Origin of the sequence: Mycobacterium sp., assembly GCF_025965855.1 — a bacterium.
Classification (GTDB): domain Bacteria; phylum Actinomycetota; class Actinomycetes; order Mycobacteriales; family Mycobacteriaceae; genus Mycobacterium.
This window is the reverse complement of sequence record NZ_JAOPWB010000318.1, coordinates 1-13,268: the sequence shown is the minus strand read 5'-3', so window position 1 is coordinate 13,268 and position 13,268 is coordinate 1. Positions and strand designations below refer to the sequence as shown.

At 66.5% G+C, this 13,268-nt stretch carries 12 protein-coding genes and 1 pseudogene; 8 read left to right on the top strand and 5 right to left on the bottom strand.

Annotated features, from left to right (window positions below; genetic code table 11):
* Positions 1-238: 238 nt before the first annotated feature.
* Positions 239-1,963 carry a DUF3556 domain-containing protein gene (locus JWP83_RS27160; protein ID WP_297737672.1) on the bottom strand — a complete coding sequence of 575 codons (1,725 nt, stop codon included), beginning with the start codon at positions 1,961-1,963 and terminating at the stop codon, positions 239-241.
* A gap of 118 nt (positions 1,964-2,081) precedes the next feature.
* Here JWP83_RS27160 and JWP83_RS27155 point away from each other — a divergent pair, with 118 nt between their 5' ends.
* The gene (locus JWP83_RS27155; RefSeq protein ID WP_297737669.1) at positions 2,082-2,309 is read left to right on the top strand and encodes a hypothetical protein; all 228 of its coding nucleotides are present in this window, start codon (positions 2,082-2,084) and stop codon (positions 2,307-2,309) included.
* A gap of 180 nt (positions 2,310-2,489) precedes the next feature.
* On the top strand, positions 2,490-4,442 hold the full coding sequence (locus JWP83_RS27150; RefSeq protein WP_297737666.1) for a hypothetical protein: 1,953 nt from the start codon (positions 2,490-2,492) through the stop codon (positions 4,440-4,442).
* Between the two features lie 133 nt (positions 4,443-4,575).
* Here the strand turns inward: JWP83_RS27150 and JWP83_RS27145 are convergent.
* Positions 4,576-4,899, bottom strand: a pseudogene (locus JWP83_RS27145) (MmgE/PrpD family protein); the annotation flags it as partial.
* 96 nt (positions 4,900-4,995) lie between these two features.
* Here JWP83_RS27145 and JWP83_RS27140 point away from each other — a divergent pair.
* Positions 4,996-5,655, top strand: coding sequence for a GGDEF domain-containing protein (locus JWP83_RS27140; protein WP_297737663.1), 660 nt, complete (start codon positions 4,996-4,998; stop codon positions 5,653-5,655).
* A 163-nt stretch (positions 5,656-5,818) separates the two neighbouring features.
* Positions 5,819-7,189: an FAD-dependent oxidoreductase gene (locus tag JWP83_RS27135; RefSeq protein ID WP_297737660.1), complete on the top strand. Its 1,371-nt coding sequence runs from the start codon at positions 5,819-5,821 to the stop codon at positions 7,187-7,189.
* Between the two features lie 158 nt (positions 7,190-7,347).
* On the opposite strand, the gene JWP83_RS27130 is transcribed toward JWP83_RS27135, so the two are convergent.
* Positions 7,348-7,857 carry a DoxX family protein gene (locus JWP83_RS27130; RefSeq protein WP_297737658.1) on the bottom strand — a complete coding sequence of 170 codons (510 nt, stop codon included), beginning with the start codon at positions 7,855-7,857 and terminating at the stop codon, positions 7,348-7,350.
* A 24-nt stretch (positions 7,858-7,881) separates the two neighbouring features.
* On the opposite strand from JWP83_RS27130, the gene JWP83_RS27125 reads away from it, so the two are divergent.
* The 3 genes from JWP83_RS27125 (at position 7,882) to JWP83_RS27115 (ending at position 10,794) form a co-directional block, all read left to right on the top strand.
* On the top strand, positions 7,882-8,520 hold the full coding sequence (locus JWP83_RS27125) for an NADPH-dependent F420 reductase (protein ID WP_297737655.1): 639 nt from the start codon (positions 7,882-7,884) through the stop codon (positions 8,518-8,520).
* Positions 8,521-8,581: 61 nt separating this feature from the next.
* Positions 8,582-10,183 (top strand): pyruvate, phosphate dikinase, encoded by a 1,602-nt coding sequence (locus JWP83_RS27120; protein ID WP_297737811.1) that lies wholly within the window; start codon positions 8,582-8,584, stop codon positions 10,181-10,183.
* Positions 10,180-10,794: a MarR family transcriptional regulator gene (locus JWP83_RS27115; RefSeq protein ID WP_297737651.1), complete on the top strand. Its 615-nt coding sequence runs from the start codon at positions 10,180-10,182 to the stop codon at positions 10,792-10,794. Before JWP83_RS27120 ends, JWP83_RS27115 begins: the two co-directional genes overlap by 4 nt.
* A gap of 3 nt (positions 10,795-10,797) precedes the next feature.
* Here JWP83_RS27115 and JWP83_RS27110 read toward each other — a convergent pair whose 3' ends face one another.
* Together JWP83_RS27110 and JWP83_RS27105 are read right to left on the bottom strand one after the other, a co-directional pair.
* The gene (locus JWP83_RS27110; RefSeq protein WP_297737648.1) at positions 10,798-12,039 is read right to left on the bottom strand and encodes a WS/DGAT domain-containing protein; all 1,242 of its coding nucleotides are present in this window, start codon (positions 12,037-12,039) and stop codon (positions 10,798-10,800) included.
* A 4-nt stretch (positions 12,040-12,043) separates the two neighbouring features.
* Entirely contained in the window at positions 12,044-12,949 is a 906-nt protein-coding gene (locus JWP83_RS27105) for an alpha/beta fold hydrolase (RefSeq protein ID WP_297737809.1), read from the bottom strand.
* 226 nt (positions 12,950-13,175) lie between these two features.
* Here JWP83_RS27105 and JWP83_RS27100 point away from each other — a divergent pair.
* Positions 13,176-13,268: TetR family transcriptional regulator (locus JWP83_RS27100; protein WP_297737806.1), on the top strand; the 93-nt coding region annotated here is incomplete at its 3' end.

The window sequence follows — 13,268 nt, the reverse complement described above, 5'->3', positions numbered from 1 at the left end:
TTTCGCGCGGGCGTAACGCCACGGCGACTTTCAGGCCGAAATTTCGCCCTGGCGTTACGCCTGGCGAGCTTAGCCGCCTGCGGGCTTAGCTTTTCGCTCGGGCGTAGCCGCCGGGGGCTTAGCCGCCTGCGGGCTTAGCCGCCGGTGGCCTAGCTGCCGCGGGCTTGGGCCGCCGCGAGCAGACGCAAAAGCCCCCGACACGCCGGGCGTGCGGGGGCTTTTGCGTCTGCTCGCCGGACTAGTCGGACAGCACCTCGACCGGAACGTCGTCGGCCCAGGGCTGTCGGGTGACCATGTCGGCGACTCGCACGGTGCCGTGCTCGAACTCACCGGTCGCCGCGTCCACCAGCCGGTAGGCCTGGGTCTGCTTGTGGATGGGCTGCGCGTCGAGCAAGACGACCCGCACCTCCCCCGGCTCGAAGTGGCAGCGCTGCTGCATGGCGGTGATGAGTTGCTCATTGTGCATGTGGCCGTCGCCGAAGTTCCAGCCGATGGCGGTACTGCAGATGCGCTCGCCGTCGGTGATGACGTAGTCGTCCTCGTTCTGGCCCGCCATGGCGCGGTGCGCCAGTGTGAACAGGGCCCGGCCGTGGGTGTTGAACCCGCGGAACGCATAGCCCATGTAGATCGGTATCTGTGCCGCTTCCGGGCTGCCGTAGAACCGCTCCAGCTGGGCCTGCGGCATGCTCGCGATCGCCACGATTCCCCGGCCGATCTTCTCGTTGGCCGATGCCTTGATGCACCACAGCGTGGTGTCCCAGTTGCCGGCGTAGTAGCGCATGCCGGGCAGGAACGAGATCTTGCGCGGAAACATATTGCCCAGCACCACGATTCCCGCGATGACGACGAACAGGATTGCGACCACCACCGGATGTTTCAGGTCCGTCAGCCCCAGGCGGGCGTGCGCGACGAACAACGACAGCACACCGAAGATCATGAAAACGTTCCACTCCAGCGGCACCCCCATCGGGATGGACAGAAGGATCCCCAGGTGGAAGCAGACCATGACGAACGCGGCCACCGCCGTCGGCCACCCGCCGTGACAGAAGAAAAGCGCCAGCGGCACCAACATCTCGATGGCGGTGCTCACGTGTGCCAGGAATCGGGACAGCCGCCCGGGCCGCAGATCCTCGGGGAACTTCTCGAAGAAGCGCCGCTTCAGCCACTTCGGCCGCATGAGCGGGTTGTTGGACATCATCGTGGAGATCACGAACGGGAAGTGCTTGTTGAGCTTGGATGTCGCCGCGCCCATCCAGATCACCAGGAAGACGATCTTCGACGCGACGATCATGTCGACGCCGCCGAAGAGGAAGGTCACCGCCAGGGTCGCGTAGACCTCGCCGCGTGCGGCCAGGAAAATCACCTTGTCGCGCAGCCCCGCCGCGCCGAGGAGCAGCAGGATCACCACGACGCGCCACGTCGGCAGCAGCCCGACGGTGGTGCCCAGTTCCGGCACCGGGCCGGTCCCGTCGCAGAGCAACGCCCACAGCGTCATCAGCAGCAGCGCCGCGTAGATGAAGACATCCACCGGCTTGCGGGCGGTGCCCCTGGTCAGTGGGACGCGATCCGGCCACGGTGGCAGCCGGATGGTGCCGAACCGCATCCAGTACAGGATCGAGCCCAGCGGCGGGAAGAACCGGTTGTTCAGCGGCCCGAAGCCGCAACCCAGCCCGATCACCTCGAACAACATCGTGTAGAGCACGACCTTCTCGAAGACGATCGGCTCGGACCACCACGACGCGACGTGCGTGAACCCGCCGAGCCCTTTGGTGGCCGAGGCGAACAGCCACCCGCCGAGGATGTAGAGCAGGATCTTGACCGCGTAGAACAGATGCAGCGCGACCGGCGTACCGAAGCCCACCTCCGCCCAATGCCGGGCCATCGGACGGATCTTCTCGCTGCGGGTGCCCTTGTTCCATTCAGCCATGTCGAGCTGGGGCAGCTCGGGCTTGAGAAATCCCATGGTTTCACAGATTAGAACGTGTTCTAGGCCCCTGGGCCGGGGTGGGCGAAGTTTCTTTGCCCGCGGGTTCGCCGCCGGATAGCGTGGGGTTCGGTCGGGCGCCGGCCTGGGAGACATCATGAGCAAACTTCGAGTCGTCGTGTTGGCAACTTTTGCCGCCGTCGCGCCCATCGCCGTTGTCGCCGGCGCCGCCGTCGCCCGGGCCGACCCACCCGCGCCCGGCGACCCCTGCACAGTGCTGCACGCGACCACCCGCGACGCCAACGGCCGGACGATGTGGTGCAACCCGACGATGACCGGCAACCACAGCCTGGTGTGGCAGTACGGCGGGCCCTCCACGCCCTAGCCGGCTTGCCTGAGCGCTCAACGGCGGGAGCGCGGTAGGTAGCTCACCGCGCCAGAGCAGAAACGCGACTCGCTCGAAACTGCGGTGGGCGGATTTTCGCGAAGTGGTTCGGCCATACCGTCACGCCGTGACTCGTTGCAGAATAGAATGCCGTCGTCCCAATGAGTTCGCCGACATGACATGAGGGAAATCATGTTCAACTTATTTCGGAGCGGATTGTCGGCAGCGTCAATGATTCTCGTTTTAACCGTTGCCGGCTGCTGCCCGCGTTGCGAGCCGACCGAGACCTGCCCGGGTCCGTCCGAAGAGCCAAGTGCCGACATGGAAATGGACGACATGGGAATGCCGACCAAGGCCTGTGCCTTGGTTGACCTGACCGCGAATGATCCTAAGCCACCGTTGTATTCCGGCATCGGAAGCGCGCATTTGGATGTACCGCCGTGGGCGCAGGCCTATTTTGATCAGGGCCTGCGATTCTACTTCGCTTTCAACAACCGTGAATCCTATCGCGCATTTCGCCAAGCGGCTTATGAGGCCGAAGGTAACGGCATTCCTTGCTCGGCGTGCTATTGGGCCCAAGCGCTCGTGCTCGGAGTAGACCTCAATATGTCGGAACAATCGGAGCCCGACCGGCTCGAGGCGAAATTTTTGCTCCACCGCTCCATCGAAGCCAATCCAAGTCCCCAAGATTGGGAGATGATCCGGGCTTTGTTCGGACGCTATCAAGATTGCAATATTAAGGACGCGAAGGACAGGAAGGCCAAGAAAGAATGTCAGTGGGTTCGCAACCAAGCCTATTTTTACGGGATGAAGAGAGTGCTGGACACGTTCGGCGCCAATGACCCCAACGTCATCGCGCTCTTTGCCGACTCGGCCATGAACCTAGCACCATGGACTTATTGGGACGAAAATGGAGATCCGAACCCCAAGGCGAGCGAGCCGATCAGGGAGGCACTGAATCAACTCGAGAGGGCTCTGAAATTCCCCGAACCCCTCCCCAACGAAGGACCCATCCACTGGTATATCCACCTGATGGAGCAGTCGCCCAACCCGGGCGACGCTAAGCAATACGCGGACTGGTTGGCGCCGCCTGCACCGTTGGCGCCGAATGCAGGTCATCTGGTCCACATGCCGTCGCACATCTATTTCCGCATGGGAGACATGCAGAACGCGATTAGGGCCAACAAAGCAGCGATCGACGCGGACGAACGGTATTTCGCGACGGAACCGGATTTATATCGTCCGGACGGGGACCGTTATAGATACAGTTATTACCCTCACAATATTCATTTCGTGATCGCCGCCGCGGCGTTGAGCGGCGACAACAAGGAACAGGACATCAACCGTTATGCAGAGAAGCTGCTCAAATCGTTGCCGGACAAAGCGAACGGAATGCGCGCGGACATATATAGGGCAGTCTATTACCTCGCAAAGGTAAATTTTTCGAACACGGCAGATATTCGAAAATTCGCGCGACCGGATGCTTTTGAGCGGCAGCCGGTGGCAAACATCGCCTACGACTTTACGCAGCTTATGGCGGATATCTGGGATAAAGATAAAGAGAAGTCTAACGAGCGGCTCCGCATATTCGATGACGACGTCGCCAGATATCGCAAGTACCAACCCGAGAAGGGCAGAGAGAACCTAAGCTGCGATACGCCGCCCGGCCGCGCGAAACCCGAACTGTGTCTGACAGCGGTCCTTGAAAGCCTGGGACATGCACGGGTGGAGGCCCTGAAAGGTAACTGGGTCGATGCGGTTTCGGCTGCGACACGCGCCGTCGATATCCAGGACGCCCTGAAATACACCGAGCCTCCCTTGTGGCCCTACCCTGCGCGCCAGACGCTGGCCTCGATCCTGATCCAGAGGGCGATCGCTGTCGACCCCGCGACGGTTCAGGGCCGAGCGAATCTGGCAGGGGCCCAGCGGCTGCTGTTGAAGAGCCTGAACCAAGCCCCGCGCGGCAACCCCAACGAAATCCCAACAGGGACTTTCCCCGGAAACGGCTGGGCTTATTACGGGCTGTGGGCGATCGCGGACCGGGGCGGCCCGGGCGACGTTAATCAGGCCAAGAAAGATCTCGACGACCATTGGTTCGGGACCGACGACTTCCGAAACCTCGATCGCATGTAGGTCGGCGGGCCATTCATTCCTCGGCCGCGTCGCTCGAGTGTGCGCTCAGGGATTTGAGTGTGAGCCAGCGGCGGTAAATCCGCGAAGTTTCCGCCCTGTATGCACACGCAAAGCCGTAATTGCACAACCAAATTCAGCGAAAGATGCCCGGCGGGATGACCGGCGCCCTGTTCAGCACCCGCGGATCGATCACCACGTTCAGCGCATCCACGGCCTCCAGCTCGGCCAGGGACTCCACGGCGGACAGAAATCTGCGCTGCTCGGCTGCCTCCACGACACCATCGGTGAGCTCGGTTAACTTCCGCACGTGCTGCGGGCGCCGAAACGGCCGGGCGCCCAACTGATGGGCGTCGGCGACGGCGAGCTCGTCGGAGATCACCTCGCCGCTCTTGAGCGTGACCTCCGCGCGCGCCCCGAACGCCTGCTCGGCCGGGTGGGTCGAGTGGTAGCGGCGGGTCTGACCCAGCCGACCGCCGCTCTGGCGGCCGTCGGCTGCTGCGCTATGGCTACTAACGGCGGGTATGTCGCCCTTTTCCATAGCAATAAGTTTCTGGTGTTCAGCGGCGCCGTGGCGGCCACCGTTTCCATCGCCACCGCGGTGCACCTGGCTCGTGAGGCCGACATTGGAACTGGGCTCGCCGCGTTTTGGGTGATCTCAATGCTCAACCTGTCGTTCCCCGCGGCGATGCGAGGGATGGCGCGGGCCATGGGGACCTACGCGGTGCGCGCCGACGAGGACTCGCTGACGGGCCTGTTCAACCGCCGAGGGTTCATCGCCGCTCTTACCCGCAGACTCGGCGATCCGCACGCTGACGATACCCACCTGACCATGGTCATGATCGACCTCGACGCCTTCAAACGCATCAACGACACCTTCGGTCACGCCGCGGGTGACCGCGCCCTGATCGCCGTCGCCGACGTGCTGAGGAAGCACATGGCATCGACGGCCGTGCTCTGCCGCGCGGGCGGCGAAGAATTCCTCATCGCCGCCACTAGCCCATCGCCGAATGCCGAGACAATCTCGGCGCGATTGGGCGCTGCCATTGCCGCACTTCCTCAGGGACTGACAGCCAGCATCGGCACTGCCACCGCCGAACTGCCCCCGATTGGCACATCCGAGGTCCCCGGACTCATCGAAAAACTTATCGACGTCGCGGACAGCGCGATGTACACCGCCAAACGCCGCGGTGGCAATCAGGCCCATCATCTTTGACCGGTCGGACCTCGACTTCGGCCGGACAGCCGTCGCCGAGAAGCGTGGTCTACCTTCGCGTCAACGGATTTGAATCGCCCGAGAAATTCGCGTGAACACGCTACTACCGGTGCCACGTTCGGTGTAGTTTGCTGCTGGGGCGGGGCCAGGTGAGGAGCCAGTCGTGACGGATGTCGATTACTGCGTGGTCGGGGCTGGCTTCGCGGGTTTGACCGCCGCCCTGCGGTTAAAGCAAGCGGGCCGCTCGGTGGCCTTGCTGGAGGCGCGCGACCGGGTCGGCGGTCGCACGTTCACCGAGTACCGCCCCGACGGAACATGGGTCGATCGCGGCGGCGCGTGGATCGGCCCGGGTCAGGACCGCATTTATGCGCTGATGGACGAGTTCGGTGTCCCGGAGTACAAGCAGCACAACGACGGCGACGCCATGATGATCGTCGACGGCAAGAAGCACCGTTACGGTGGCACCATCCCCTGGACGGTGAGCCCGTGGGCGGTCACCAACCTCGGTATCGGTCTGCTCTCGATAGAGAAAATGTGCAAATCGATTCCGCGCGAAACCCCCTGGGAGGCCAAGGAGGCAGCCGAGTGGGACCGCATCAGCCTCGGGGAATGGCTCGACAAGAACACCATGTCCAAGCAGGCCCGCGAGATGCTCGACATGGCGATCGCCGGGGCGTACACCTCGGCGGCGTCGGAGGTTTCAATGCTGTGGGTGCTGACGCAGATGGGGTCGGCCGGTGGCCCTAACTTCGTCATCTCCGGGAAGGGCGGCTCGCAGGATGCCCGCCCGGTCGGCGGGATGGGCGCCGTGTACGGACCGATGGCGGCCGAACTCGGCGATGCTTTGCACCTGTCCGAACCGGTCCGGCAGATCGCCCAGGATGGAGACGGTGTGACGGTCCGCGCGGACGGCCTGACGGTGCGTGCGCGGCGGGTGGTCGTGGGCATTCCGCTGGCGATCGCCAGCTCGATCGACTATGAGCCGATGCTGCCGGTGGACCGGACGTTTCTGCACCAGCGCATGCCCGGGGGCGCGATCTTCAAGACCTCCGCGTTCTACGACGAGCCGTTCTGGCGCGCCGACGGCTTGTCCGGCCAGTCGACGTCGCCGGGATCTCTCGCGACCCTGACCATCGACGCGTGCACGGACACCGGGACGCCGGGCATCATGTGTGCCATCACCGAGGGACCCGCCGCACGCCGCATGTGCACGCTCAACGCGGCCGAGCGCAAAGCGGCGATCATCGGCGAACTCGTCGATCGGTTCGGCGAGAAGGCGCGTGTCCCCCTCGAATACCACGAACAGAACTGGACCACCGAACGCTATTCCGGTGGTGGGATGATCAGCCACGCGCCGACGGGAGTGCTGACCGAATTCGGTTACACGTTGCGTCAGCCCTGTGACCGCATCCATTGGGCCGGCACGGAGACCTCGACGATCATGTGCGGGTGGGTCGATGGTGCGATTCGCTCAGGCGAGCGCGCCGCGGCCGAGGTGATGTCGGCCGAAACCGCCGCGGCCGCAGTCGGTTAGGGCAACTGGACATGCCACGGGCGCGGGCCGACACGCCATTGTGTCATTCGCGCCCGTGAAAAACGCTTAGGTGCCGCGCGAGCGTAACGACACGGCGAAAAGTTGGGCTGATTTTCGCAGTGCGTTACGCTCGCCGGCCCTGTGACGAGGCGGAGGCGCTATCCCGCCTGCTTGACCGGCGGTCGGTAGAAGATCACCAACTGCCCGATGGCACCGGCGAGACCGAGCCCTGCCGAGATCGCCAGACCGGGCCAGCCGTCGAACCAGTTCTTGCCGAAGATCAGCCAATCCAGGCTGAGCCGCCCGGCGCCCAGCGTGGCCACCGCGACGGCGCTGACCGCCAGCACCAGGTTGTACTCCCAGCCCTCCTTGACGATGAAAAAGCCGTTGGCGCGGTGCACGGTCCAGGCAGCGACCAGCATCAGCGAGACGAAGCCCGCCGCCGGGATCGGCGTGAGCAACCCGGCCGCGAGGCCCAGCCCGGCGCACACCTCGGTGGTGGCGGCCACGACGGCGTGGAACTTACCGGGCTTCATGCCGATGCTCTCGAACCACCGAGCCGTTCCCGGTATCCGCCCGCCGCCGAAGAACTTGTTGAGGCCGTGCGCGGCGAGCGTCAGTCCCAGCCCGAGCCGCAGGATCAGTAACCCGACGTCATACACATTCATAGGTGCAAACCTAGCGGGTAGCGTATGAGAACCGGAAAGGAGAGCGACATCAAGATCGCGATCATCGGAGCCGGCAACGTCGGGAAGGTACTGGGCAGCGCGTGGGCCAACCGCGGCCACCAGATCATGTTCGGTGTCCGAAACCCCGACGATCCGAAATATTCGTCGCTCGGTTCGGTCGAGACCAACGAATTCGCCACGGCCGCAGCCGATGTCGTGGTGCTGTGCACGCCGTGGCAGGGCACGCAGGCGGCGGTGCAGGGCTGTGGCGATCTGTCAGGCAAAGTCCTCATCGATTGCACCAATCCGCTGACACCCGACTTCGCCACGCTCGAGGTCGGGCATGCCAGCTCCGGCGCCGAAGAAATCGCGAAGTGGGCGCCCGGCGCCCGCGTCTGTAAGGCGATGAACCAGATCGGCGCCCCGATGATGGACGGACCGCAACTGCCGGGCGAACCGGTCATGTTCATCTGCGGCGACGACGACGATGCCAAGGCGGTGACTGCCGGGCTGGTCACGGAACTTGGTTTCGAGACCGTCGACATCGGCGACCTCACGCTGGCACGGCTGCTCGAGCCCTACGGGCTGCTGTGGATCCACCTGGCGCTACGCCGCGGATTGGGCACGAACTTCGGCTTCGGGCTGCTGCGCGGACGGTCCTGACATACTCGTCGAGGCCTGCCGGGACGGTCCCAGCAGGGCGTGCCGCACGACGAGGGGGTGTATCACGACCCGCATCACCGCCGTGGTCTTGCTGAACGGCGACGCGCGTCACCCGCGGCAGCTTCTCGGCAACAAGGGCCACGGCATCGACGCGATGCGCCGGCAGAATCTGCCGGTACCGCCCGCGTTCTGCATCACCACCGAGGTGGGCCTCAGCTACCTCGCGGACCCCGCGGCGACGATCGACGCGATCTGGGGCGACGTCCTCGACGGGATGCGCTGGCTGGAAGCGGAAACCTCACGCACCTTCGGGCGGGGCCCGCGGCCGCTGTTGGTCAGCGTGCGCTCGGGAGCCACGCACTCCATGCCCGGCATGATGGACACCATCCTGGACCTGGGAATGAACGACGCCGTCGAACAAGCACTCGCGGCGGAAGGCGTCCCGGAGTTCGCCCGCGACACCCGCCGGCGCTTCACGGGGATGTATCAGCGAATCGTGGGCGCCAGTGGAGAAGAATCCGTGCCCGCCGACCCGTACGAGCAGTTGCGCGCCGGAATCGAGGCGGTGTTCGCCTCCTGGGATTCGCGCCGCGCGGTCGCCTACCGCGCCCACTACGGCCTCGACGATCGGGGCGGCACCGCCGTCGTCGTGCAGGCGATGGTGTTCGGCAATCGCGGCCCCAATTCCGGTGCCGGAGCGTTCTTTTCGCGCAATCCGATAACCGGCGCGAACGAGCCCTTCGGCGAGTGGCTTCCCGGCGGCCAGGGCGACGACGTGGTCTCGGGACTGGTCGACGTGGAATCGATCGCGGCCCTGCGCGACGAGCAACCGGCCGTCTACCACGAGCTGACGGACGCAGCCCGCCGCCTGGAGCGGCTCGGGTCCGACGTCCAGGAGATCGAGTTCACCGTCGACGACGGCAAGTTGTGGCTGCTGCAGACGCGGGCGGCCGAGCGCTCGGCACAGGCGGCGGTTCGACTGGCCATCCAACTACGCCATGAGGGGATCATCGACGACGCCGAGGCGCTCCGCCGCGTGGCCCCGGCGCACGTAGCGGCTCTGTTGCTGCCCACATTGCAGCCCGAAACGCGTTTGACCGCCCCGCTTTTGGCCAAGGGCCTGCCGGCCTGCCCGGGCGTGGCATCCGGCAAGGCGTACACCGATGTCGATGAGGCGCTTGACGCGGCCGACCGCGGCGAGCGGGTCATCCTGGTGCGCGATCACACCAGGCCCGAAGACGTCCTGGGCATGCTGGCCGCCCAAGGCATCGTGACCGAGGTCGGCGGCGCCGCCAGCCACGCCGCGGTGGTCAGCCGCGAACTCGGCCGGGTCGCCGTGGTGGGCTGCGGCCGTGGCGCCGCGGCGGCGCTGGCCGGCAAGCAGATCACCGTCGACGGCTCCGAAGGTGAAGTGCGCGAGGGCAACCTGAGCCTGTCGGCGTGGTCGGAGAACGATACGCCGGAACTGCGCGAGCTGGCCGACATCGCGCGGCGAGTCAGCCCGTTGCGCGCACACGCCGCCGGCGACCACCCGAGGCTCGATGACGCCTCCGATGCCGCGGTGCGCGCGGCCATCGACGAAGGGCGTACCGACGTCGTTTCGACCACCCCGCTGGTCACCATGCTGACCGCGCTGCGCCTGACAGCGGGGGTTGCCGGGTGACCGAATTGGCGGTGCTGCAAGCGGTCCGGCTGAAGGGCCGGGTGCGTCCCGCCGACCTGGCCGCGACCCTGGGCCGGGATCCTGGCGACATCGCCGCCATCGTCGAGCGGCTGACGGCGTCGGGCCTACTGCTCGACGGCTTGGCGTTGCGGCTCACTCCCAGTGGCCGCGCCCGGCTGGAGACGTTGCTCGGTCAGGAGCGCGACGGCGTCGACCCGGCCGCGATGGCCGCCGCCTACAACGACTTTCGCGCGGTGAACACCGATTTCAAGGCACTGGTGACGGACTGGCAGCTGAAAGGCGGCGCCGAAGGCGAGCCCAACGCCCACGATGACGCCGAATACGACGCCGCGGTGTTGGCCCGCCTCGACGAGGTGCACGCGCGGGTGCTGCCGATCATCGAGGCGGCCGCGGCCCAGTTGCCACGATTGAACGCCTACTCGACGAAATTGCTCGCGGCACTGGGCAAGGTCAAGTCCGGCGATACCGCCTGGCTGACCAGACCGCTCACCGACTCCTACCACACCGTGTGGTTCGAGCTGCACGAGGAGCTGATCGGTGCCATCGGGATGACCCGCGAAGAAGCGGCGAGATCCGGTGACGCACAGTAGCGCTCACAGGGCCGCGTCCAGTAGCCGGACGTACTCGTCGATGTCCGAGACGGCTGACTCCGCGGCGTGCACGCTGATCGCGACGGTGTCGCCGATGCCGTGCACCCCGTGAGTCAGCCCCATCACCGGCGACAACGCCGGGTATCCGGCCGTCAGCGCCACCCGGGCGCCCCCGAAGCTCAGATCGGCGGCCCCGCGGTTGACGCTGGACACCACGGTGTTGCCGGCCACCTGCGTCGGACGGATGTCGGCGTCGAACTGCGCGACGCCCCAACGCAGTAGCGCCGCGGGCACCGCGGCGAACGCCCGGTCGGCCGAGCGCGTGGCGGGATGTTCGAAGCGGCGCCGGCCATTGGCCAGATCGGTCGCGATCCGCTCCACCCGGGCATCGAGGCCCAGTTTCGGGTAGAGCCCCACGACGACGTTTCCGAAGTGGTTGTGCGCTTGCGGCACACCCGGTTTGGCCATCGGCACTTCTGCGCCCAGCGAGTCGGCCCCCTCGCCGAGCAGTGTGGACAGCGCCGTGCAAACCGCGGCCAGCGCCCCGACGGTGACCGTGGGGCCACGCAGTTGCGAGCGGCGCCGCACCAGCGTGCGCACCGAGCGGGCGCCACCCGGGCGAGCGTTGGTGGCCTGCAGTGGCCGTGACCCGACGCCCGGCACCAGCAATCCGGCGCGGGTGTCGCGAACCAGCCGGCGATGGGCGCGCGCCGCATCGATGGCCAGCCAGGGGAAGAACCCCGCCGACGGCCGCACCACCTCCGGCACCGGCGCGCCCCGGCCGAACAACCAGGCCGCCATCGCCGAGCCGCGCGCACCGTCGGCCAGCGCGTGCGCGACCTGGAGAACCGCGACGCTGCCCGGGCCGGCTATACCCGGAATGCCGAGCACCGGGGTAAAGAGGTGCAGCCGCCACGGCATCCGGCGCACGTCCAGCTGGTCCTCGACGAGGTCGACGACGGCCGCCAGGCACTCGCGCCAGCCGCGGTCCGCCCGGTCGTGGCGGACGACCCATTCGGGCCCGACGGCCGCGGGCACCCACTGCGGATAGACCAGCCGGCTTCGCTCCCGGACCCGTACCGTCAAGTCGGGGCACTCGCGCGCCCGTTGGCATACCTGCTCGACCGCACGCCCGAGATCCTCCGGTTCGCCGTCGAATGCGTACAGCAGAAACTCGTCGTTGGGCATTTTGGCCGACATCCAGTAGAACTGCGCATCGACGGCCGCCATCCGCCGCGCCGCCATGGCCTCAGCCGGGCGAGCCGATGAACGTGAGCACCAGGTTGGCGACCTTGTCCGGCTGTTCGAGCTGTAGGAAATGGCCCGCGTGGTCGACGATGGCGGCCTCGCTGCCCGCGGGCAGCGCCTTTTCCGTCCAGCTGGTGAAAGCCGCTGTCATGCAACCGTCGTCGCGGCCATGCAAGTACAAACATGGCAGCAGGGGCGCCTCGGTCCACAGCCGGTTCAATTCGGCATACCGCGCCGGCGGCCGCGGGGCGCGGATGGTGGCCCGGTAGGGTCCCAGTGCCGCGCGCCAGCTCTCGGGCGTGCCGATCGCGGCGTCGACGTGACGCAGATCCTCCTCGGCGCGATAGCCCGGCGACCACCGCCGCCACAGCAGCGGCAGCACCCAGGACGCGGAACGCTCGGGCAGCCAAGGCAATTGGAAGTAGAGGATGTACCAGCTGCGCACCAGCTGGGCCGGCAGGTGGCCGAGTAGCCGCGCCCGGTCGGCCACGCCGCCTCGCCGACGGAACCCCGCCGAGACCGGCAGCGACATGATCACCGCCTTGGCGAACGGGCTATTCGGCATTGCGGCCAGACCGGTCGCCGCGGCCGCACCCCAGTCGTGGCCGATCACGACATCACGCTCGGTGCCGCCCGCGGCCGATCGCACCCGTAGGGCGTCGTCCATCAGCGCGCCGATGTGGAAATCGCCATCGGTTGGGATCGACGACGGCGCGTACCCGCGCATGAACGGCGCGACGACCCGCCACCCCGACTCGACAAGTCGCGGAGCGAGCTTGCGCCACCCGTAGGCGGTGTCGGGGAAGCCGTGCAGGCACAACGCGATCGGCGCATCCGGTGGCCCCCAGGTAAGGGCCTTCAGGCCCCCGGCCGGGCCGGGCACGTCGATCCAGCCCGGTTCACCCATCGCGGGCTCGCTCAGCATCGTCAGCCATCTTCACTCCCCGTTCGGCGCGTCCGCACGACCAACCTATCGCCTGCGCGCCCGAGACGCACCGACCCCCACCGAGATTCGCCAGATCTGCACCGCGGCAAGGTCTTTCGATCCGACCGTGGACTACTGATAGCGTCGAGAGGATGGCGACCTCAGCGCAGGCCCTCGCTGGGCGAAGACCGGCGCCACCCAGCAGCGGATCCTCGACGCTGCGACCGAGGTCTTCGCGACCAGGGGATTCACCGCGGCCACGATGGCCGACGTGGTGGCCGGCTCCGGCGCCAGCATCGGC